The 22,234-nt window shown below is 52.6% G+C and carries 17 protein-coding genes; 9 read left to right on the top strand and 8 right to left on the bottom strand.

The window, feature by feature from the left end; genetic code table 11:
- Positions 1-153: 153 nt before the first annotated feature.
- Positions 154-1,368, bottom strand: coding sequence for a L,D-transpeptidase family protein (locus Q3Y66_RS11225; RefSeq protein WP_008956597.1), 1,215 nt, complete (start codon positions 1,366-1,368; stop codon positions 154-156).
- A 110-nt stretch (positions 1,369-1,478) separates the two neighbouring features.
- Positions 1,479-4,928: a transcription-repair coupling factor gene (gene mfd, locus Q3Y66_RS11220; RefSeq protein ID WP_193365446.1), complete on the bottom strand. Its 3,450-nt coding sequence runs from the start codon at positions 4,926-4,928 to the stop codon at positions 1,479-1,481.
- A gap of 261 nt (positions 4,929-5,189) precedes the next feature.
- Between mfd and Q3Y66_RS11215 the strand changes: the two genes are divergently transcribed.
- From Q3Y66_RS11215 to sthA, 9 genes are all read left to right on the top strand, one after another.
- Positions 5,190-6,644 (top strand): glyceraldehyde-3-phosphate dehydrogenase, encoded by a 1,455-nt coding sequence (locus tag Q3Y66_RS11215; protein ID WP_035586224.1) that lies wholly within the window; start codon positions 5,190-5,192, stop codon positions 6,642-6,644.
- Between the two features lie 320 nt (positions 6,645-6,964).
- Positions 6,965-8,314, top strand: a complete 1,350-nt coding sequence (locus Q3Y66_RS11210; RefSeq protein ID WP_008956594.1) for a Na(+)-translocating NADH-quinone reductase subunit A — start codon at positions 6,965-6,967, stop codon at positions 8,312-8,314.
- Positions 8,314-9,540, top strand: coding sequence for an NADH:ubiquinone reductase (Na(+)-transporting) subunit B (locus Q3Y66_RS11205; RefSeq protein WP_008956593.1), 1,227 nt, complete (start codon positions 8,314-8,316; stop codon positions 9,538-9,540). The genes Q3Y66_RS11210 and Q3Y66_RS11205 overlap by 1 nt, the downstream gene beginning before the upstream one ends.
- Positions 9,540-10,361, top strand: a complete 822-nt coding sequence (locus Q3Y66_RS11200; RefSeq protein ID WP_008956592.1) for a Na(+)-translocating NADH-quinone reductase subunit C — start codon at positions 9,540-9,542, stop codon at positions 10,359-10,361. Before Q3Y66_RS11205 ends, Q3Y66_RS11200 begins: the two co-directional genes overlap by 1 nt.
- 2 nt (positions 10,362-10,363) lie before the next feature.
- Complete coding sequence (locus Q3Y66_RS11195; RefSeq protein WP_008956591.1) at positions 10,364-11,032, top strand: NADH:ubiquinone reductase (Na(+)-transporting) subunit D; 669 nt, start codon at positions 10,364-10,366, stop codon at positions 11,030-11,032.
- Between the two features lies 1 nt (position 11,033).
- Entirely contained in the window at positions 11,034-11,651 is a 618-nt protein-coding gene (gene nqrE / locus Q3Y66_RS11190) for an NADH:ubiquinone reductase (Na(+)-transporting) subunit E (protein WP_008956590.1), read from the top strand.
- Positions 11,652-11,722: 71 nt separating this feature from the next.
- The gene (gene nqrF / locus Q3Y66_RS11185; RefSeq protein WP_008956589.1) at positions 11,723-12,955 is read left to right on the top strand and encodes an NADH:ubiquinone reductase (Na(+)-transporting) subunit F; all 1,233 of its coding nucleotides are present in this window, start codon (positions 11,723-11,725) and stop codon (positions 12,953-12,955) included.
- Positions 12,956-13,221: 266 nt separating this feature from the next.
- The gene (gene nqrM, locus Q3Y66_RS11180) at positions 13,222-13,476 is read left to right on the top strand and encodes a (Na+)-NQR maturation NqrM (protein WP_008956588.1); all 255 of its coding nucleotides are present in this window, start codon (positions 13,222-13,224) and stop codon (positions 13,474-13,476) included.
- Between the two features lie 177 nt (positions 13,477-13,653).
- Entirely contained in the window at positions 13,654-15,045 is a 1,392-nt protein-coding gene (gene sthA, locus Q3Y66_RS11175) for a Si-specific NAD(P)(+) transhydrogenase (protein WP_008956587.1), read from the top strand.
- Positions 15,046-15,083: 38 nt separating this feature from the next.
- Here sthA and Q3Y66_RS11170 read toward each other — a convergent pair whose 3' ends face one another.
- The 6 genes from Q3Y66_RS11170 to leuS all read right to left on the bottom strand — a co-directional run bounded on the left by Q3Y66_RS11170 (position 15,084) and on the right by leuS (position 22,188).
- Entirely contained in the window at positions 15,084-16,283 is a 1,200-nt protein-coding gene (locus Q3Y66_RS11170; protein WP_008956586.1) for a GGDEF domain-containing protein, read from the bottom strand.
- Between the two features lie 289 nt (positions 16,284-16,572).
- A complete protein-coding gene (locus Q3Y66_RS11165) occupies positions 16,573-17,523 on the bottom strand; it encodes a PA2778 family cysteine peptidase (RefSeq protein WP_035586222.1) in 951 nt (316 codons plus the stop codon).
- Positions 17,524-17,533: 10 nt separating this feature from the next.
- A complete protein-coding gene (locus Q3Y66_RS11160) occupies positions 17,534-17,938 on the bottom strand; it encodes a PA2779 family protein (protein WP_008956584.1) in 405 nt (134 codons plus the stop codon).
- 85 nt (positions 17,939-18,023) lie between these two features.
- Complete coding sequence (gene holA / locus Q3Y66_RS11155) at positions 18,024-19,091, bottom strand: DNA polymerase III subunit delta (RefSeq protein ID WP_008956583.1); 1,068 nt, start codon at positions 19,089-19,091, stop codon at positions 18,024-18,026.
- A complete protein-coding gene (locus Q3Y66_RS11150; protein ID WP_008956582.1) occupies positions 19,088-19,582 on the bottom strand; it encodes a twin-arginine translocation signal domain-containing protein in 495 nt (164 codons plus the stop codon). Before Q3Y66_RS11150 ends, holA begins: the two co-directional genes overlap by 4 nt.
- Positions 19,579-22,188 carry a leucine--tRNA ligase gene (gene leuS, locus Q3Y66_RS11145; RefSeq protein ID WP_008956581.1) on the bottom strand — a complete coding sequence of 870 codons (2,610 nt, stop codon included), beginning with the start codon at positions 22,186-22,188 and terminating at the stop codon, positions 19,579-19,581. Before leuS ends, Q3Y66_RS11150 begins: the two co-directional genes overlap by 4 nt.
- Positions 22,189-22,234 lie beyond the last annotated feature (46 nt).

Genomic DNA, 22,234 nt, shown 5'->3' with positions numbered 1-22,234 from the left:
TCTGCTTGGAGCTGCTGGGGAGTCAATAGGCTCTTTCAGCGGTTGCTGTATGCAAGTCGTAGTTGGTAAAGATATTAGGCAAGTAGTTTTTGCCGCTAGCTACGCAAAAAACCCCGCCTCGGCGGGGTTTTTTGTTACTGCCGTATCAGCGTATTAAGTTTCTTCTTCGCCATTAGTTGCAGCGCTGAGCTCAACTTCGTTAATCAGCTCAACAGGTTCGGGCTCTGGCGCCGGTGCTGGCGCTTGTGGGCCATGCAGGGCAATAAAGCGGCCATCGGGGGCTTCAACGGCCCGCTGTATCTGTTCGGCATCTATTTCAATGTCATTGTCAGTCAGCTCAGTGACGCGCTCTACGGCATTTAACAGAGGTTCAAAGCCTTCCACGTTCTCTTCCAGCTGCGGAAATGACTGCACAAACAGCGTGCCGTCGGAAGCCCAGCCTGCTTTAAATGGCGCATCCATCAAATTAACCTGCGTACCGCTCGGTAAGCGCTCGTAAAGCGATTTGATATCCTCAGGGTACATACGGATACAGCCGCGGCTAACGCGCATACCGACGCCATCAGGGCGGTTGGTGCCATGTATTAGATAGCTCGGCATGGCCAATAGAATCGCATGCTCGCCCAATGGGTTGTCAGGACCTGCTGGTACCACGGACGGCGCTGGTTCACCACGTTCAGCTGCTTCACGACGCATGGAGGAGGGGGGCGCCCAGGCAGGGTCTTTAACTTTAACGGTGGTGCGGGTAATGCCCACAGGCGTTGCGAACTCTTCACGTCCCACGCTGACCGGGTAGGTTTCAACGATGCCGGGTTTATCAGCAGGGTAATAGTAGAGACGTAGCTCTGAAAGGTTCACCACCACCCCTTCGCGTGGGGCAGGCGGCAGAATGTACTTAGCGGGAATCACTACCTCGGTACCCACGCCAGGCACCCACAAGCTGACATCGGGGTTGGCCATGCGAATTTCTTCATAGCCAATGTTATGACGACGGGCGATATCAATCAGCGTCTGTTTGGGGTCTTCGACCACAACCGTGTAGTTCTCACCAATAATGTCACCGCTTTCGGGTAGGCGGAAGTGACCACGAGGCAGTTCATCTTGGTCAGCAACCTGAGCGGCGCTGTCGACAGCGTCAATGCTGATTTCCTGTGCTTGCTGCTGCTCTTGGTTCTGGTTCTTCTCCTGCTCCTGCTCCTGCTCCTGCTCCTGCTCCTGCTTCTGCTCCTGCTCTTGAGCTAACTCTTGGGTTTGGCTGTCGGCCTGCTCGGCAGCAGATTGCGCAAAAGCAGGGCTCGCCAAGCTTGCGGCGAGTAGCACTGCCAAGCTGGTGGGGCCCCAGAGGGTAAAGGTGTCGCGAATGTTCATGGTCATTCCTAATATGTTAATTCACTGCTGATGCGCGTCGTTGGGCCACTGATGTTAATCCACGAGGTGGGTTAACTAGGGCATGGCTACTGTCAAGTTTGCCCCAAGCGTCACGCCGCCGCTACTTTTTGATTAAGCGTGCTAAGTAGGTTTTCAAGCTGTTGGAAGCGCTTGTCGACGCTTTCCATAGGCAATTCAAATCTTAATGTGTCAGAGCCGTCCAAGCGGTAGTGCTTCGGAGAGGTCTGAATGAGCGTCACCAGGGTCAGAGGATCTACTTGAGTCGAGCTATCAAACAGTACACGCCCACGGCTCTCGCCTGCTTCAATCTTGCTGATCCCCAGCTGCTCTGCACGATGGCGAAGCTTGGTCTGACGGATAAGATTCTTGAGCGGTGCAGGCAGTAAGCCAAAACGATCAATAAGCTCAACCTGCAGCTCTTTGAGCTCGCCATCGCTTTGAGTATTGGCAATTCGCTTATATATCACCAGACGTTGCTGCACATCATGAATATAGTCATTGGGGATCAATGCAGGCAGGTTAAGGCTAATTTCCACGCCAGTATTGAAGGGTGCATCGATATTGGGTGTTTTACCCGCGCGAATGGCCTTCACTGCCCGGTCAAGCATCTCCATGTACAGTGTATAGCCAATGGTTTCCATCTGGCCGCTCTGTTCATCACCCAGTAGTTCGCCCGCCCCGCGTATTTCCATGTCGTGGCTGGCCAGGGTGAAGCCAGCGCCTAAGTCATCCGAAGCGCTAATGGCTTCCAGTCGTTTGATGGCATCACGGGTCATCGCTTTAGGTGGCGGTGTCAGCAGGTAAGCATAAGCCTGGTGGTGGCTACGGCCAACTCGGCCCCGCAGCTGGTGAAGTTGTGCCAAGCCAAACTTGTCAGCGCGTTCGATAATGATGGTGTTAGCGCTAGGCACATCAATACCGGTTTCAATAATGGTTGAGCATACCAGCACATTAAAACGGCGATGATAGAAGTCCGACATGATGCGTTCGAGGCTGCGCTCAGGCAGTTGGCCGTGGGCAACCGCTACCCGCGCTTCAGGAATCAGCTCACGGATTTTTTCGGCACTGTTCTCAATGGTTTTGACTTCGTTATGCAGCACATACACCTGCCCACCGCGCAGTATCTCACGTAGCAGAGCTTCTTTAATGATGCTGGCATCATGCTGTTGAACGAAGGTTTTAACCGACAGGCGACGGGCGGGCGGGGTAGCGATAATCGACAAATCCCGGATGCCACTCATCGCCATGTTTAGCGTCCGCGGAATAGGCGTCGCCGTTAGTGTCAAAATATCGACTTCAGCGCGCAGCGTTTTGAGCTTCTCTTTTTGCGCTACCCCAAAGCGGTGCTCTTCATCAATGATGAGGAGTCCCATTTTGGGTAGCTCAACGCTTTTAGAGAGCAGTTTATGGGTGCCAATCACTATATCGGTTTGGCCGCTTTTAACACTCTCTAATGTTTGAGTGACCTCTTTGCCGCTAGTAAAGCGGGAGATCAGGCCAATATTGACGGCGGTGTCGGCAAAGCGATCGCGGAAATTCTCGAAATGCTGGCGCGCCAGCAGCGTGGTAGGCACCAGGACCACTACTTGGCGACCTGATTGTACGGCGATAAATGCCGCGCGCATGGCCACTTCGGTTTTGCCGAAGCCTACGTCACCACATACCACACGATCCATGGGCTGCGGCGACGTCATGTCGCTGATCACCGCTTCAATGGCTGCGTGCTGATCGGGAGTCTCCTCGAAGGGGAAGTTGCTCGCAAAGCGAACATACTCATCGCCTGGCGTTTCGTAAACCACGCCCTGTTGAGCTTCCCTTCGAGCGTAAACATCCAAAAGTTCAGCGGCGGTATCGCGAATCTTCTCGGCGGCTTTGCGACGGGCTTTTTCCCACTGATCGGAACCCAGCTTATGCAGCGGCGCCAGTTCATCACCGGCACCGCTGTAGCGGGAGATCATATGTAGGCTGTCGACCGGCACATAAAGTTTGGCGCCATCGGCGTAGGAGAGCGCTAAAAACTCGTTGGCCTGACCGCCGGCCTCCAATGTTTCCAGCCCTATGTAGCGGCCAACGCCATGTGCCTGGTGAACCACCGGCGCGCCTTCGCGTAGTTCTGAGAGATGGCGGACCGCAAGCTCGTTATCATCGGTAGCTTTTTCACGCCGCCTGCTCTGGCGTACCACATCGCCAAATAGCTCTGTCTCACTGATCACTGCAACGCTTGGGTTGTTCAGCCACAGGCCGCTGTCCACCAAGCCTTCGGTAATGGCGTAGGTGTGATCGCTGGCGAGGAAGTCGTGAAAGCTATCGGTATGTGGGAGCGAAAGCTTAAGCGGCGCCAATATCTCTTCCAGCGCTTCGCGGCGGCCCCGTGATTCCGCTACAAACAGCACCCGGGTTTCGGCGTGAGACTTCAAAAACGCCGTAAGCTCGCCAAGTGGCTGCTTAGCGCGGGCATTAATCGACAGCGTAGGCAATGGTGCTGCTTCAGGCAGATGCGCATGGCGCTGCTCGCTGTCTTCAGTTAGCTCTATGCGCGGGCGTGCTTTTATAGACGAAAAAACATCACTGACCGGGAAAAACGCCCGGTGAGGTGGTAGCAGTGGCCGTGTAGGATCAACACCCAAGTTAACGTAGCGTGCATCAATAGACTGCCAGTGCTGTTCGGCCGCATTAAGCACACCAGGCAGTAGGGCGACCCGGGTGTCGTCGGTTAGGTGCTCAAACAGCGAAGCGGTCTGCTCAAAAAACAGCGGCAGATAGTGCTCAAGCCCCGGAGAGGGAATGCCCTTTAATGCATCGTTATAGAGAGGGCACTGGCGCGGATCGACATCAAATAGGGTTTCAAACTGCTCACGAAAGCAGGCGATGGCACTTCGGCTCAGCGAGTACTCGTGGGCGGGGAGCAACTCTAGCGACTCAAGTTTATCGGTTGAGCGCTGACTGCCGGGGTCGAAGTGACGCAGTGTGTCGATCTCATCGTCAAACAGATCGATGCGGATCGGTTCGTCCATGCCCATTGCAAATAGGTCGATCAATGCCCCACGCATGGCGTATTCGCCTGGTTCATACACCGTTTCCACGGCGCGATAACCCGCTCGCGAAAGCGATTCCCGGAACGTTTCGCGATTCAAACGCTCACCGGTTTTGAGCGTCATTACCCGCCCGGCGATGTACTCAACCGGCGGTAAGCGCTGCATCAGCGTATTGATCGGCACCAATACAATGCCACGCACGCCATCTTGGAGCTGGCGCAGGGTGCGTAGCCTCGCTGAGACAATGTCCTGGTGGGGCGAAAAGCTATCGTAGGGTAGCGTTTCCCAATCGGGGAAGGGCAGTACGGGTACATCGCTATAAAAGTACAGATCTTGTTCCAGGCGCTGCGCACTGGCCGTATTGGGCGTAATCACCAATAGCGGGGCGTGCTTGGCAACGCGAGAGAGTGCCAGAGCAGTCGCGCTGCCCGGCGGCGATGTCCAGTAGAGCGTATCGCGAGTCCCTTGAGGCTGGGGCGGTTCGAGCAGAGAGAAAGTCGGCATAAGCAAGATATCGTTTTGCGCTGAAACGGAAAACAGATCATACACGATCACCCGTTTCAGTTAGAGTGCCGCGGCTTTAGGTAGCGGGTTAATCTGTTATGAAAGTGGTTTTGTAGTGAGATTGGCGTTTCTGTAATACCCCTACATGTTGTGCGACTATCCTTTCATTGCGACGACTGCGCTTGCCCCGGATAATAAACCGAATTATTAGTTTACGACCCCGTTTCCACTTCCTGTTTCCACTACCTGATGAGGCCGCCCGTGAGTCAGCAAGCGCTCGAAAACGTTTTTCAAGAATGGCAAGGCAACGAAGCCTTGGCGGAGCAGATGATCCCATTGGTAGGGCAGCTCTATCGTCAGAATAATGTTGTTGCCACCATGTTCGGACGCTCGCTCATCAAACGGTCAGTCATCCGTATTCTCAAAGACCACCGCTTTGTACGCAAACTGGAGGGAACTGAGCTCTCCGTTGAAGATACCTACCCGATTCTTAAAAGCATGGTTGAGTTAAATCTTGGCCCTGCGCATGTCGATGTGGGCAAGTTGGGGGTAATGTTTAAGCGCCAGGGCGGGGGCGATGTTGAAGCCTTTCTGCGCAAAGAACTGCACGAAATTATTGATGGTTATCAGCCAGGTGCCAGCACCGGTGAGCCACAAGATGTAGTGCTTTATGGTTTTGGCCGTATTGGTCGGTTATTGGCTCGGGTGATGGTTGAAAAAGCCGGTGGCGGCAACCTGCTACGCCTACGGGCTATTGTTGTACGTGGCCGTGGCGATGTGGCAAAGGACCTTGAAAAACGTGCCAGCCTGCTGCGCCGCGATTCCGTACACGGGCCGTTTGATGGCACCATCATGGTTGATGCAGAAGCGCGCACGCTAACCGTAAATGGCAATGTCATTCAGGTTATCTATGCCGATTCACCGAGTGAGATCGACTACACCACCTACGACATCAACAATGCCGTTATCGTTGATAATACCGGTATTTGGCGTGATGAAGAGGGCTTGGGCCAGCACTTGAAGTGCAAAGGTGCTGCCAAAGCGCTGCTGACCGCGCCGGGTAAAGGCGATATCAAAAATATCGTTTACGGTATTAATCACGAATCGATTGGCGATAACGATCTTATTGTTTCAGCTGCATCATGTACCACCAACGCGATCGTGCCGGTATTGAAGGTGCTTAACGATGAGTATGGTGTGGTAAACGGTCACGTTGAGACCGTGCATGCTTACACTAATGACCAAAACCTGATCGATAACTACCACAAAGGCGACCGTCGTGGCCGCAGCGCGGCGTTGAACATGGTGTTAACCGAGACGGGCGCGGCTAAAGCTGTCTCCAAAGCACTGCCTGAGCTTGAGGGTAAGCTAACCGGTAACGCAATTCGCGTGCCGATCCCCAATGTTTCCATGGCCATTCTTAACCTGACACTGGACAAAACGACTGATGCGGCTGCGCTAAACGACTACTTGCGTCGCATGTCGATTGATTCTGCTTATCAAAAGCAAATTGACTTCGTTGACTCGGCAGAAGTGGTCTCGTCGGACTTTGTAGGCAATCGTCATGCTGGCATTGTTGACGCCAAAGCGACTATCGCCAACGGTCATCATGCGGTTGTCTATATGTGGTACGACAACGAATTTGGCTATAGCTGCCAAGTCGTGCGTATTTTACAACAGATGTCTAATGTGCGGTTCTTAAAGCTGCCGCGCTAAATAGCTAAATAATAATATTGCTAAATTAGCTTCTCTGCGGGGGCTATCAAGCGAAATAATGATGCAGCGCCACCTTCGGGTGGCGTTTTTTTGTCTCTATGCCTTCCGTTTGCCAATGTATATAGCACTTTTGGAGATCATCAGGGATGTGGTCATTGGACGCGCTTATCTTTATAATACGATGGATTTTTCGGGGTGGTTCAAGTGCTGCTTGGGCCGGACTGGTAACAATCTGAGCAGAAAATAACAATTCGCTGAGCAGAAAATAAGCATTCGAACCCCATACCTTCGTATATCCGATCCAACAACTGGGCGAGACTATGATCGAAGTCAAAAAAGGCCTGGATCTCCCCATCGCGGGAGCGCCCGAGCAGCGTATTGAAGATGCGCGGCCTGTGCGCCACGTGGCAATCCTGGGTACCGACTACGTTGGCATGAAGCCGACGATGGAAGTTCAGGAAGGGGATAAGGTCAAACTAGGCCAATTGCTCTTCACCGACAAGAAAATTGATGGTGTGCGCTATACAGCGCCCGCTTCTGGTGAAGTGCTTGCAATAAACCGTGGCGAAAAACGTCGTTTACTATCTGTTGTGATCAAAGTCGACGAGACTGAGGAGGCGATTGAATTCGCTGCTCATGACCGTAATGCCTTAACGCAGCTTGAACGCCAGGTCGTTGTTGACCAACTGGTGGCGTCGGGACTCTGGACGGCGCTACGCACGCGTCCTTTCTCGCGTACACCGGCAATCGATAGCACTCCGGCCGATATTTTTGTAACAGCCGTAGATACCCATCCTTTAAGCCCTGATCCTGCACTGATCATTAATGAGCAGCCGCAAGCATTTGAAGATGGCCTCAAGGTGTTAGCGCGCCTGACCGAGGGCAACGTCTTTCTTTGTACAGGGGAAAACGCCTCTATTCCGGGCGGTGAGGTGGAAGGCGTCAAAACCGAAAGCTTTGCCGGGCCGCACCCAGCCGGGCTAGTGGGTACCCATATTCATTACCTTTCTCCCGTCGCTCTGCACAAACAGGTGTGGCACATCGGCTATCAGGACGTTATCGCGTTCGGTAAGCTCTTTGTAGAAGGGAAACTGGATATGAGCCGCGTGGTTGCCATTGGTGGCCCGCGTGCTGAAAACCCTCGCTTGGTACGTACCCGTATCGGCGCTAGCACGGATGAACTCCTGGCAGAAGAAGTCATCAAACCCGATGACACCCGTGTCATTTCTGGTTCTGTATTTTCTGGCTTTACCGCGGAAGGCAAACTTACCTATCTGGGACGCTTTAGCAATCAGTTTAGTCTGATTGAAGAAGGTAATAAGCGCATCTTACTTGGGTGGCTATCACTGGGCGCAGATCGACATTCTGTCCTGGGGATCTATCTTTCCAGAATTAAAGGCTTGCGTAACTACGCACCCACCACATCAACCAATGGTTCAGAGCGCGCGATGGTGCCCGTTGGCTCATATGAAACGGTGATGCCGCTGGATATCATGCCAACTCAGTTACTGCGTTCGCTGATCGTGGGCGACATTGAGGTTGCCATGCAGCTTGGGTGTTTGGAGCTGGACGAAGAGGATCTGGCGCTGTGTACGTACGTTTGCCCCGGCAAATACGAATATGGCCCCATCCTGCGTGACAATCTCACCATGATCGAGAAAGAGGCCTGATGATGGGTATTCAACAAACACTCCAAAATATCGAGCCGCATTTCCACAAAGGCGGAAAGTACGAAAAGTTCTATCCGCTCTTTGAAGCGGTAGATACCATTTTTTATTCACCGCCAAGCGTTGCTAAAACCACCGCTCACGTGCGTGACGGTATCGACCTTAAACGCATCATGATTACCGTGTGGCTGTGTACCTTCCCAGCAATGTTCTTTGGTATGTGGAACGCGGGTTGGCAAGCAAACACGGCCATCGATGCAGGCTACGCATCAATGGGTGGCTGGCGCGAAGCAATTATGATGACATTGGCGTCAGGTCATGATGCCAGCAGCTTATGGGCTAACTTTGTCCTCGGCGCGACTTACTTCTTGCCAATCTACTTAGTCACCTTTGTGGTGGGTGGTTTCTGGGAAGTGTTGTTTGCCATTAAGCGTGGTCACGAAGTTAACGAAGGGTTCTTCGTTACCTCAGTGCTATTTGCATTGATACTGCCCGCGACCATTCCGTTGTGGCAAGTTGCGCTGGGTATCACCTTTGGTGTGGTAATCGGCAAAGAGATCTTCGGTGGTACGGGTAAGAACTTCTTGAACCCCGCGCTGACTGGCCGTGCATTTCTTTATTTTGCCTACCCCGCGCAGATTTCCGGTGACGCTGTATGGGTTGCCGCTGACGGTTACACCGGTGCTACTGCACTCTCGCTGGCGTTCCAAGAGGGTATGGCCGCGTTAACGGATACTTTCAGCTGGTGGGACGCCTTCCTTGGCTTTGTTCCCGGTTCTGTGGGTGAGGTATCGACGCTTGCGATCTTTATTGGTGCTGCAGTGCTGCTGTGGACGCGGATTGCCTCGTGGCGAATCATGCTTGGCGTATTTTTGGGCATGGTGGCTACCAGCACACTCTTTAATCTCATCGGCTCCGACTCCAATGCGATGTTTGCCATGCCGTGGTACTGGCACCTGGTAATCGGTGGTTTCGCTTTCGGTATGGTGTTCATGGCCACTGACCCGGTGTCAGCATCGATGACCAACCAAGGCCGTTTGATATTTGGTGCGCTGATTGGTGTGATGACCGTATTGATTCGCGTTGTGAACCCGGCTTTCCCGGAAGGCATCATGTTGGCTATCTTATTTGCTAACCTGTTTGCACCGCTGATTGACCATTTCTTCGTCCAGGCCAACATCAAGCGTCGCGTTAAGCGAACCGGCGTACCGGCCGAGGAGACTGCCTAATGGCACAAGGTAACAACTCCATCAAGAAAGTCCTGATTGTGGCGTTTGCACTCTGTATCGTGTGCTCCGTCATTGTCTCGACTGCGGCGGTCGCACTGCGACCCGCCCAACAGCTCAACCAGGAGCTTGATCGTAAAACCAATATCTTGAACGTCGCCAAGCTGTATGAGCCTGGCATGGACGTTGAAGAGGTGTTTAGCGAAGAGATCACCGCTCGGGTCGTTGACCTGGATACCGGTGAGTATTCTGATGAGTTTGATCCTGATACCTACGATAGCTTTGAAGCTGCCCGTGACCCTGCGTCGGGTCGCACGCTATCCGGTGACCAGGACATCGCAGGTCTATCGCGGGTCGAAAACTACGCCACCGTATATTTGATTGGTGGCGAAGATGATCCGGAACAGATCGTACTCCCTATTCGTGGTCAAGGTCTGTGGGGCTTAATGCGCGGTTTCCTGGCAGTAGAGGGTGATGGCAATACGATCGTCAGTATCACCTACTATGAGCACAGTGAAACGCCAGGCCTGGGTGCTGAAGTAAACAATCCTCGCTGGCAGGCTCAGTGGGAAGGTAAAAAGATTTACGATGAAGAGGGCGACCTCTCACCGGAGATCCACCTGACCAAGGGCGGTGCTAGCGGCGAATACGAAGTAGACGCACTATCTGGTGCTACGCTAACCAGTAACGGCGTGACTAACATGCTGCAGTTCTGGTTAAGCGAAGAAGCTTTCGGTCCCTATTTGGCTAAATTCCGCAGCGGTACTGAGCCGGAAGACGCCGAAGAGACCGATACCGACTTCGAAGACGTTGAGGGGGCCTGATCATGGCGGACGTAAATGCAAAAGGTGTTTTAACAGCGCCGATTTTCCATAACAACCCTATTGCGCTACAGATCCTAGGGATTTGTTCGGCACTAGCGGTAACGACCAGCATGAGTGTGTCGCTGGTGATGGCATTGGCGGTTATTTTTGTAACGTCGTTTTCAAACCTGTTCGTATCGTTGATTAGGAATCATATTCCTTCATCGATTCGTATCATCGTGCAGATGACCATCATTGCCTCGCTGGTAATTGTGGTAGATCAGATTTTGAAAGCGTATGCCTATGAGATGTCTAAGCAGCTTTCCGTATTTGTTGGCTTGATCATTACTAACTGTATCGTCATGGGACGTGCAGAAGGTTTTGCGATGTCCAACACGCCGGGAATGTCATTTTTAGACGGTGTTGGCAACGGCCTTGGGTATGGTTTTGTGCTTATGGTGGTTGGCTTCTTCCGTGAGCTACTCGGTTCAGGCAGCATCTTTGGTATCACTATCCTTCAGACCGTTCAAAATGGTGGTTGGTACGTTCCCAATGGCTTGCTGTTATTGCCGCCTTCAGCGTTCTTTATTATTGGTCTACTAATCTGGGTGATGCGTGCCGTTAACCCGGAACAGGTAGAAGATAATGAGTTCAAAATGAAGGAAAACACCAAGCCCAAGGAGGCCGTGTAACATGGAACATTATCTGAGTCTTTTTGTTGCTTCGGTGTTTGTTGAAAACATGGCGCTGGCCTTCTTTTTGGGGATGTGTACTTTCTTGGCAGTGTCCAAAAAAGTCTCCTCAGCGATTGGCCTGGGTATAGCGGTAATCGTTGTATTAACCGTAACGGTGCCGGTTAACAACTTAGTATTCACCTACTTGCTACAAGAAGGTGCGCTAACGTGGACTGGTATCAGTGGTGCTGAAAACATTGACCTGTCGTTCCTTGGGCTGCTCTCCTACATCGGTGTTATTGCTGCTCTCGTACAGATCATGGAGATGTTCCTTGATAAGTATGTGCCGTCGCTCTACAACGCGCTGGGTGTATTCCTGCCATTGATTACCGTTAACTGCGCCATCCTGGGTGGCGTACTGTTCATGGTAGAGCGTAGTTATAACTTTGGTGAGGCCGTGGTATATGGCTTTGGTGCAGGCACCGGCTGGGCGTTGGCCATTGCCGCCCTGGCGGGTATCCGTGAAAGGCTGAAGTACAGCGATGTGCCGAGTGGCCTTCAAGGGCTGGGCATTACTTTCATCACCGTGGGGCTAATGTCGTTGGGCTTTATGTCCTTCTCGGGCATTCAGCTTTAATCGGAGCCGGTTTTTCCCAGCGGTGTCAGACACCGCTGGGTAATAGAAACCTCCAGCAATAGGAAACCGACATGGTTGATACAACAGTCATCTTGCTCGGTGTTGTCATGTTCACGGTCATCGTTATTAGCTTGACGGCGATCATTCTGGCAGCGCGCAGCAAGCTTGTGAGTAGCGGGGACGTGACCATTGAGGTCAATGGCGACCCCGAACACACTTTGAAAACCCAGGCTGGTGGCAAGCTGCTTAATACACTTGCTGCTAACGGTATTTTTCTCTCTTCCGCCTGTGGTGGCGGTGGTTCTTGTGCTCAGTGTAAGTGCCGTGTAGAAGAGGGCGGTGGCTCTATTCTGCCCACGGAAGAGTCGCACTTCACTATGCGTGAGAAGAAAGAAGGCTGGCGCCTCTCTTGTCAGGTACCTGTGAAGCAGGACATGAAAGTCGAAGTGCCTGAAGAAGTGTTTGGGGTGAAGAAGTGGGAATGTGAAGTTATTGCCAATCCCAACGTTGCCACCTTTATCAAAGAGCTGAATCTGAAACTGCCTGAAGGCGAAGAAGTTGCCTTCCGCGCTGGTGGCTACGTTCAGCTCGTTGCTCCCCCTTATGATGTCAAATTCTCTGATTTTGATATTGAAGAGGAGTACCGGGGTGATTGGGAAAAATTTGATATGTTCAAAATTTCCCATAAGAACAATGAGGAAGTGATTCGCGCCTACTCCATGGCGAACTACCCAGATGAGAAGGGTATCCTCAAGTTCAACATCCGTATTGCGACGCCGCCTCCTGGCACTAATCATCCGCCCGGCCTGATGTCGACCTACGTCTTCAATCTTAAAGAAGGCGACAAGGTGACCGTAATGGGGCCGTTTGGTGAGTTCTTTGCTCGCGATACTGACGCCGAAATGATCTTTATCGGTGGTGGTGCGGGTATGGCGCCAATGCGTAGTCATATCTTTGATCAGTTGAAGCGCTTGAAGTCTGATCGCAAGATTACCTTCTGGTACGGTGCACGCTCTTGGCGTGAGACCTTCTATAACGAAGAGTATGACCAGTTAGCCGAAGAGTTCCCGAACTTCGAGTGGCACTTGGCGCTTTCTGATCCACAGCCGGAAGATAACTGGGAAGGGCCGACAGGCTTTATCCATAACGTACTGTACGAAAACTATCTGAAGAACCATCCGGCACCTGAAGATTGCGAGTACTACATGTGTGGTCCGCCGATGATGAACGCCTCGGTAATTAAGCTGCTGCTTGATATGGGCGTTGAGCCAGAAAATATCCTATTGGATGATTTCGGTGGTTAATCAATCTTCATAATCGCAATAGGTTATGAAGCGAGATTACTGCGGTAACAATGAACGGGGCTGGCCTTTTGGTCAGCCCCGTTTGTGTTACTGATAGGTATTGTTAATGAGAAGTGCGCCGCGCTGATAACAACAGCCCACTGAGGTACAATAGGCTTAACAAACAAAGATTGTGAGGCACTAATCGGCCTGAATGCTGTAGATAGAGGTGATGGCCGGTTAGGTCAATAATAGAAAGCTAAGCAGTGACATGCTGGGAGGTTGATATGGCGATTTGGTTACTGGTATTCGGCTTTATGGCACTGATTATGGGTGTCATGGCCGTGGGTGTCATCATGGGTCGTAAACCTATTGCAGGTTCATGCGGTGGTTTGAATCAAATAGGCATGAAAGACGGCTGTGATATTTGTGGCGGTAAAGACGAAGTGTGCGAAGAAGAGAACCGCAAGCGTGGCAGCGAGCGGCGCCGTAGTGACGAAAGTCGCGGCGCTGACCTAGGCTATGACGCCACCCGTCGTTAATAAGCCATATAGATAACGAAGAGGCGCATGTTCATGTGAACTGCGCCTTCTTAACGTTTATGCCACAAGTGCCTGTTTGTCTTGGACTGTTTGCCTGGGACTATCAGCCTTGGATCGTTTGTCGGCGATAGTTTGACGAGAATGGGTTAACCCGAATAGGAAGGAGACGCAGAGAGTATGGCGGTTCACAATTACGATGTCGTGGTAATCGGTACAGGGCCTGCGGGTGAAAGCGCTGCCATTAACGCTGCCAAGCATGGCAAACGGGTAGCGATTATTGAGAAGCAGGCTCAAGTAGGCGGTAACTGTACTCACTGGGGCACCATTCCCTCCAAAGCGTTGCGCCATCAGGTCAAGCAGATCATGGCGTTCAATACAAACCGCATGTTCCGCGATATCGGTGAGCCGCGCTGGTTCTCCTTTCCGAAAGTGATGGAGCGTTCACGTGGCACCATCGACAAGCAGGTAGAGATGCGCACGACATTTTATGCGCGTAACCGGATTGACCTCTTCCACGGTGTTGCCCGCTTTAAAGATGAACATACGCTGATCGTTCATGACCGCCAAGAAGGCATGGAAGAGCTGGTGGCCAAAAAAATCGTCATTGCTACCGGTTCACGTCCCTATCGCCCGGCGGACATTAACTTTCGGCATCCGCGCATTTACTGCTCCGATACCATTTTGAGCCTTTCGCATACGCCACGTACCCTAGTGATTTTCGGGGCAGGGGTAATCGGTTGTGAGTACGCGTCAATCTTTTCTGGGTTAGGCGTCAAGGTTGATTTAATCAATAACCGTGACAGCCTACTGTCATTCCTGGACGATGAAATCAGCGATGCGCTCTCCTATCACTTGCGTAAGCACGGTGTGTTGGTTCGCCATAATGAAGAGTATGAGAGTGTTGAGGGCGATGAATCAGGCGTCGTCGTGCGCCTCAAGTCAGGCAAGAAAATCCGCGCGGATGCGTTTTTATGGGCCAACGGTCGTACGGGTAATACCGATAGCCTTGGGCTTGAAAACATTGGCTTGAATGCCAATGGGCGGGGCCAGCTCAGTGTTGATGAGCACTACCGCACCGAGGTGCCCCATATTTATGCAGCAGGCGATGTTATCGGTTGGCCAAGTTTGGCGAGTGCCGCCTACGATCAAGGCCTTAATTCATGCAACGAGCTGCTCGATAAAGAGTATCGCTTTGTCAGTGATGTTCCCACCGGGATTTATACCATCCCCGAAATTAGCTCGTTTGGCCCGAATGAGCGTGAGTTAACCGAAGCAAAAGTGCCCTACGAAGTAGGCAAAGCCTTTTTCAAAGATACTGCCCGAGCACAGATTACCGGTGATACCGTGGGGATGCTTAAAATACTTTTCCACCAGGACACCCTGGAAATACTCGGGATTCACTGTTTTGGCGATCAGGCGTCTGAGATTCTGCATATCGGCCAAGCGATCATGCAACAGAAGGGCGACGCCAATACGCTAAAGTATTTCGTTAACACTACTTTCAATTACCCCACCATGGCAGAAGCATATCGGGTGGCCGCTCAAAATGGCTTGAATCGTGTTTTTTAACCTCAGCTTTCATTTCTTTCTAGTTTGGTAATACGCTGTTAGCTGATGAGAGAATGGCTGTAGTTTTTTGCTTTTTCAGCGTTTTCTGAAGCCTTGACGATGGGTGGTAACAAGCTTTCAACACGGTTGCGACCCAGCGACTTGGCTTGGTAGAGCGCTTTATCAGCAAATGAATACAGCTGCTCAAACGTAAGTGAGCCGTCATAACCCGTCGTTACGCCAATGCTAATGGTCGGGTTGGCATGTAAATTTAGGTCACCCAGCTCGCTAACTTCAATTTCTCGGCGCAGCCGATCCGCCACCTGTAGTGCATCATGGGTGGATGTGTTGGGCATTAACAAACAAAATTCTTCGCCACCAATTCTCGCTAATGTATCGGAGGGGCGACTTAGTTGACGCAGTTTTTTGCTGACCTGGCGTAGCACCTCATCGCCAGTAGGATGCCCATAGGTGTCGTTTATTTGCTTGAAGTGATCTAGATCTAACAACAGCAGGCTAAGCGGCGTTTTATCACGCTGCGCTTGAGTCAGCACTGCGAAGGCTACATTGACCAAATGGCGCCGGTTATACAGCCCAGTTAATTCATCGGTGAGCATTAACTGATGCATTACGTTGCGTTGTCGGTGTAGATGGATAACCGCCATACAAAGCGTAATTGCCGCGCCGATTATGACTACCAGTAGCACATTGATAGCAATTGAGAGCCGCTGCATCACCAAGCTTTGTTGCGAGGATATTGTGTAGACTTCTTCCAATAGTTGGTCATAAAGCCATGCCAGGGAGCCGCCAACATTCATTGCACCACGCTGCAACGGTTCAATTAGCTCTGGATGCTGATGGACTTCACGGGCCTGCTGGTTCAGGTCAGAAAGACGATTATCAAGCTCGCTAAAATGATTAATAAGGTAGTTAACGTTAGAAGTGAGAAAGCGATTTTGCTCAATGTTGGTCTGTATGCTATTTAAATGCTGCTTGGAAGTTGAAATGAAGTGATCAATGTATTCAATATGTTCGTTGTTAGGCTGACGACTCCTTCCTTCTTCCAACGCTTCTCGTAATTGAGGTGTCGCTTGCTGGGCCAGCATAATATCACTCACCAGTTTGGTGTAGTTGGCACTGGCTTTTTGACAAGTGTTGTATACATAGCTGCCCATGATTGCCGACAAGGTGCAGAAGATGACGGCGAAAAGGAATGCCAAACATCCGCGAGGCTGGCGCAAATGATGAAGAATCGTCATGACGCAATCAACGAGCTGTTAGTGATGACGTCTCTCTTTGCAAAATGTCGCAAACGAGCCAGCTCGTATAGTAAATATACACAACCATTAATAGAGCACTTACGTTTCAAAGGACAGTTCTGCATGGCACCTCTCCCGTCAATGGTTAGGTAGTCCAATGAACAACTTGAAGGCTTACCCTTATGTAACTTAAGCACTCACTCGCAAGGTATGCTATCCAACAACTTTACTAATCGCAGGATCATACTTGTGCTCGTTATTATTAGTAAATTTTATAGGTCTTTGATATTTATTGTGTATTCATGCTTTCTATGGCTAAGCGGGCTTTTTCCTGCCAGCTACCCGTCAGCGAGGCGGCCTGTTCCAACGCTTTTCGAGCAGCGACGGGTTCTTCTTGCTGAAGCAGTAAAAGGCCTAGATTTAGCCAGGCAGCGCCCATTTTTTCATCAAGCTTCGTTGCTCGTTCAAAGGCGTTGCGAGCTTTCTCTGGTTGTTGGTCAGCGTACAGCGCGTTGCCTAGCGCAAATTGTCCGATAGCATTGGTAGGGTGGTGCTCGTTAAACGTTTGCCAGCTTGATAATGCAGCCTGGGGGCCGTTCGTTTCTTCGTAGGCACTGATGGCTTCAAGGGCGTTACGGGCGGTGATACCCGCAGGTAGCGTGCCGGGCTCGGCAACGACAAATCCCCAGCGTTCAGTGCGCGCCCAGGTGGCGTCGAAACGGCTAAACGACATCGTATGGCGTTCAATTTCGCCACTGCGCAGAATAAGCGTTTCACTAGGCAGGTCGTAGCCAATGGCCACCGCGTAGTGCCACATCGGGTAGATAGGGAGTGATAAGTTTTGCATCACCACCACCGGATCGCCTGCTGCCAGATGGCCTAACAGCGCATCCATGGTGCCGCGAATGGGATAAGCGAGTTGATCATAGCGTCGCACAGTCGCCAGCATTTCTGGCTGTACGCTGCCGTCGCGTTCAGGCAAGAACACCTGGGGGATCAGTTGCTCAACGTCTGTTTCGACATCCTGATGGTTGAGAACCATCGCCAGCGTGGCAGGGCCGCACTGAAACTCCGTTTGGGCGTAAAACGGTACGCTGGTGATTTCTGCATGGGGCGGAAGCGCTTGATAGGTACTTTGTAGCAGTACCGGGTTTCGTGCGCAGCCGCTCAGCAGTAGCAACATAATAAAAACGCCCGCGAAGCGGGCGTTAGAAAGCATATTAGTAGACTTAGTGGTCATCAGCTGCCTATCAACGCGTAAACGGATAAACGTCGGTCAGGCCGAGAATATCGGTAATCAACAGAATGATAAAGACGGCAAAGAGGGCACCGATAACGCCACCACCGGCACCGGCAGGCATCATCTCGAGCTGGTCAGCCATTTGCTTTGCTTCAGAATCGCTTAAGGCAGCAACGCGGGCATCTACTTCGTTCAGGTCAACACCCTGTTTTAGCAGTTGATCCTGCACATCGGCGCGGGCCAGGACCTCGTTAATACGCTCACGGTCAGCGCCAGCACGATCAGCTGACAAAACAGATTGGGTAGAGACTAAATCAATGGATTGAGGCGCAGTGGGAGCCGCTGCAACGGGCAGGCTGGTAATAACAAGCGCCGCAATCAGGAGGGTGGAGAGGTATGCACGCAATGTTTTCATCGTCTTCTTCCTTATAGACTAGTCGGGGGGTGTGGAGTGAGTATAGAAACAATTGGTTCAATTTTTAAGTCTAATGTGCAAAGTACTAATTATTTGCACTAATGCGATAGGTCCAGGCGGATTCAGAAAGCAGCCCACGACCACCGGCCATGGTCATTGCCAAATCATTTAGGCCTGGCCACAGCGGTATTGTTGCAGCGCCTTTAACGGCTAAATCGAGCCGCTGTGCCATTAACAGCAATTTATGCAGGCGCTTCATTGGCAGGCGGCCAATCGCTTTTTGATAGGCCGGACGTCGCTTATCAAAAATCATCGGCTTTTGGCTTTTGCAGGCATGTTCAAAGCTTTGCCCTTGATCCAGATGCTGATGCAGCGAGAGGAGAGTGCGCAGCTCCCGGGTCAGTGCCCAAAGCACGATGGGGGCCTCGACCCCTTCACTACGCAATCCATTGACGATACGCGATGCGCGGCTAGGTTCGCCTTTTAGGCAGGCATCGGCCAAATTGAAAACATCGAAGCGTGTGCTGTCTTCAACGCCTTGGGCAATGCTTTCCACATTCAAGCGCGTGCCCTGCGGGTGAATCAGCGCTAGTTTCTGCAGCTCCTGGTCGGCGGCCAGTAGGTTACCCTCTGTGCGCTCACCCAGCAGGCGAGCTGCATCCAGGTCAATTTGTAAGCCGTGGAGTGAAGCGCGATCCCTCAGCCAGTAACCCAACCGGGAAACATCGACAGGCCAGACCGGTACGAATAACCCTTGCTTATCCAGCGTTTTGAACCAGGCACTTTTCTGCTGCTTGGCGTCTAATTTGCCCATACTGATAAGCAAGATATCATCGCTGTTATCCAGTGTTTCGGCATACTGCGCTAGTGCTCTACTGCCTTCTTGCCCTAGCTTGTGATTGCCCAAACGCAATTCCATGAGCTTGCTGGTCGCAAACAATGAGAGGTTGCTGGACATCTCCATCAACCGGCCCCAAGCAAAGTTGGGCTCTACATTGAGTACTTCACGCTCTTCAACGCCTGCTTGGCGAGCTGCTTTCCTTACAGCATCGCAGGCATCGCGATGTTGTAAGGGCTCATCCCCCGCCACGATAACCACGCGGGGCAGCTTTTTTGCTAACGCAGCGGGTAGCTGATCAGCAAATACCTTCACTGCATGCCCTCAATGTAAGCAAGGCGTTCGATGATTTGCTGAGACAATTGTCGAGCAAGCGTTTGCTCGGCTTCCATCATCAGCGTTTCACGGTTCAGGAGATCATCGTCGCTAACGCGAATACGCGTGCTCGTCGTCAGGGTCGCGTTATTGAGGTGATAGGCATTGGATGCCCGCTCTTGTACCGAAAGCGAAGTGCTCAGTGTCAGCTCATGTTCACGACTTGCGCGGCCATCACCACCCAATCGCCGCTCAATTAACGCAGGCGTACCCAGGGTGACCCGCCATGGGGCATCAGCCGTTACCTGAGTGCCTAACTGTTGAAGGCGCGCAGCGACCTGTTGGGCAACGGCACTGTTGGTGTCGCCCTCTAGGGAAAGGGGAGGCAGCGTGGGCAGTGATTCAGTACCCCGTAGCTGAAACCCGCAGGCGCTAAGCAGCACCGCCGCTGAGGCGGCGATGCTGGCGGTTAAAAATGTGCGTCGGTTCATCCGCTCACCACGATGTTGACCAATTTGCCGGGCACCACGATCACTTTACGCACGGTGTTACCTTCAAGATAGCGCTGCACGTTTTCGTGTTCCATGGCGAGTTTTTCGATCGATGCCTTATCGGCGCTTGCGGGCACCTCAAGACGGGCACGCAGTTTACCGTTGACCTGCACCACCAGCTCAATGCTATCGCGGGTTAGGGCCGTTTCATCCACGGCAGGCCAAGTCGCTTCAATGGCCGGGCCCGTATGGCCCAGTGCTTCCCATAGGCTGTGGCACAGGTGCGGGGTAATCGGCGAGAGCAGTAATACACCGGCTTCCAACGCTTCACGGCTAACCGCGAGACCCAGTTCAGACGTGTCGTCGAACTTGCCGATCGCGTTGGAGAGCTCCATGACCGCTGCGATCGCCGTATTGAAGGTGGTGCGGCGGCCAATGTCGTCGCTGGCCTTCTTGATGGTCTCATGGGTTTTACGCCGCAGTGCCTTCTGGTCATCATTGAGCGCGTCAATGTTGAGCGGCCCAGGCGTACCAGCCGCCAAATGCTCATTGACCTGACGCCATAGGCGCTTCAAGAAACGGTGAGCACCCTCTACGCCGGAATCCGACCACTCCAACGACTGCTCGGGCGGTGCGGCAAACATCATAAACAGGCGCACGGTATCGGCGCCGAACTTGTCGATCATCGACTGCGGATCAACGCCGTTGTTTTTCGATTTGGACATCTTCTCGATGCCACCCATCTCTACCGGCTCGCCGTCGCTCATCAAAATAGCGCTGAGCGGGCGACCCTTCTCATCGCGTTTCACTTCCACATCAGCGGGGTTAAACCACTGCTTGCCGCCGTTATCGGTAGGGCGGTAGAAGGTTTCCGCGATGACCATGCCCTGGGTCAGCAGCTGCTGGAAGGGTTCGTCGGAATCCACCAAGCCAAAGTCACGCATCAGCTTGTGGAAGAAACGGGCATACAGCAGGTGGAGAATGGCGTGCTCGATACCACCAATATAGAGATCGACCGGCAGCCAATAGTTGGCGCGCTCGTCCAGCATCGCCTCGGTGTTATCGGCACAGCAGAAGCGCGCGTAGTACCAGGACGACTCCATGAAGGTGTCGAAGGTGTCGGTTTCACGGGTCCAGCCATCGCCCAGGTCAGAGAACGCGGGCATTTTCTTCAGCGGCGAGCCCGAAGCATCGACGGTGACTTCCATCGGCAGGGACACCGGCAGTTCGTCATCGGTCAGCGGTACGGTTTGACCCTCCGGGCCGTATTTGACCGGAATCGGCGCGCCCCAGTAGCGTTGACGGGCAACGCCCCAATCGCGCAGGCGGTAGTTGGTTTTGACTTCACCACGGCCAAGCTCGGCCAATTTGGCAGCAATGGCATCAAAGGCCTGTTCAAAACCGAGCCCATCAAACTCACCTGAATTCACTACCGTGCCGTATTCGGCGTAGGCGGCTTCAGAAACATCGGCGGGTTGGCCGCTTTCGTCGGCGATAACTGGTTTGATCGCAATGCCATACTTGGTGGCAAACTCCCAGTCACGCTGGTCGTGGCCGGGCACCGCCATGACCGCGCCGGTGCCAAATTCCATCAACACGAAATTAGCCACATAAACCGGCACTTCATCGCCGGTCAGCGGGTGAACCGCCCTATGGCCAGTGAGCATGCCTTTTTTCTCTTTGGTGGCCATTTCGGCTTCTGAGGTGCCGCCTTTGGCACACTCATCGCAGAAGGCTGCCAGCTCACTGTTCTGCTCAGCCGCCTGCTTGGCCAGTGGGTGGCCTGCCGCAACCGCCACATAGGTCACGCCTAGCAGCGTATCCGGGCGCGTGGTGTACACCGCCAACGGATCGCAGGTGCTGCCGTCTTTCGCCTTGATATCGGAGCCTTCAGCGGTCTTGATATCAAAGCTGAGCTCAACGCCACGGGATTTGCCAATCCAGTTGCGCTGCATGGTTTTGACCTGCTCAGGCCACTCAACTTTATCCAGGTCCGCCAGCAGTTCATCGGCGTAGTCGGTAATCTTCAAGAACCACAGCGGGATCTCTTTGCGCTCAACCAGCGCACCGGAGCGCCACCCGCGGCCGTCGATAACCTGCTCATTGGCGAGCACGGTTTGATCCACCGGGTCCCAGTTGACCGTCGACATCTTCTTATACACCAAGCCTTTTTCAACCAGCTTGGTGAAGAACCACTGCTCCCAGCGGTAGTAGCTGGTATCGCAGGTGGCGAACTCACGGCTCCAGTCGTAGGCAAAACCAAGCGCCTTCAACTGATTACGCATGTAGTCGATGTTTTGGTAGGTCCACTTGGCGGGCGGCACCTGATTCTGAATAGCCGCGTTTTCCGCAGGCATACCGAAGGCATCCCAGCCCATGGGCTGCATGACATTTTTGCCCTGCATACGCTGGTAACGCGACACAACGTCACCGATAGTATAGTTACGCACATGGCCCATATGCAGCTTGCCGCTGGGGTAGGGGAACATGGAGAGGCAGTAGTATTTCTCGCGGTTCGCGTCCTCTACGGCTTTGAAGCACTGATTTTTGTCCCAGTACTGCTGGGCGTCGCGTTCGATATCACGAGGGCTGTAGTGTGCGTCCATCGGTTTATTAATGCCTTGGCGTATTCGCCCAAAAGGGGCGCAAAGT

This window comes from Halomonas sp. HAL1, assembly GCF_030544485.1.
Taxonomy (GTDB): Bacteria; Pseudomonadota; Gammaproteobacteria; order Pseudomonadales; family Halomonadaceae; genus Vreelandella; species Vreelandella arctica.
The sequence above is the reverse complement of the archived record's forward strand: the minus strand, read 5'-3'. Positions and strand labels throughout refer to the sequence as shown.

Coding starts and splice junctions, on each gene's coding strand:
- leuS (WP_008956581.1), bottom strand. CDS start 22,188: ATGGACGCACACTACAGCCCTCGTGATATCGAACGCGACGCCCAGCAG.
- nqrF (WP_008956589.1), top strand. CDS start 11,723: ATGGTTGATACAACAGTCATCTTGCTCGGTGTTGTCATGTTCACGGTC.
- Q3Y66_RS11225 (WP_008956597.1), bottom strand. CDS start 1,368: ATGAACATTCGCGACACCTTTACCCTCTGGGGCCCCACCAGCTTGGCA.
- Q3Y66_RS11170 (WP_008956586.1), bottom strand. CDS start 16,283: ATGACGATTCTTCATCATTTGCGCCAGCCTCGCGGATGTTTGGCATTC.
- Q3Y66_RS11205 (WP_008956593.1), top strand. CDS start 8,314: ATGATGGGTATTCAACAAACACTCCAAAATATCGAGCCGCATTTCCAC.
- Q3Y66_RS11160 (WP_008956584.1), bottom strand. CDS start 17,938: ATGAAAACATTGCGTGCATACCTCTCCACCCTCCTGATTGCGGCGCTT.
- nqrE (WP_008956590.1), top strand. CDS start 11,034: ATGGAACATTATCTGAGTCTTTTTGTTGCTTCGGTGTTTGTTGAAAAC.
- nqrM (WP_008956588.1), top strand. CDS start 13,222: ATGGCGATTTGGTTACTGGTATTCGGCTTTATGGCACTGATTATGGGT.
- Q3Y66_RS11200 (WP_008956592.1), top strand. CDS start 9,540: ATGGCACAAGGTAACAACTCCATCAAGAAAGTCCTGATTGTGGCGTTT.
- sthA (WP_008956587.1), top strand. CDS start 13,654: ATGGCGGTTCACAATTACGATGTCGTGGTAATCGGTACAGGGCCTGCG.
- Q3Y66_RS11210 (WP_008956594.1), top strand. CDS start 6,965: ATGATCGAAGTCAAAAAAGGCCTGGATCTCCCCATCGCGGGAGCGCCC.
- Q3Y66_RS11165 (WP_035586222.1), bottom strand. CDS start 17,523: ATGACCACTAAGTCTACTAATATGCTTTCTAACGCCCGCTTCGCGGGC.
- Q3Y66_RS11195 (WP_008956591.1), top strand. CDS start 10,364: ATGGCGGACGTAAATGCAAAAGGTGTTTTAACAGCGCCGATTTTCCAT.
- mfd (WP_193365446.1), bottom strand. CDS start 4,928: ATGCCGACTTTCTCTCTGCTCGAACCGCCCCAGCCTCAAGGGACTCGC.
- Q3Y66_RS11150 (WP_008956582.1), bottom strand. CDS start 19,582: ATGAACCGACGCACATTTTTAACCGCCAGCATCGCCGCCTCAGCGGCG.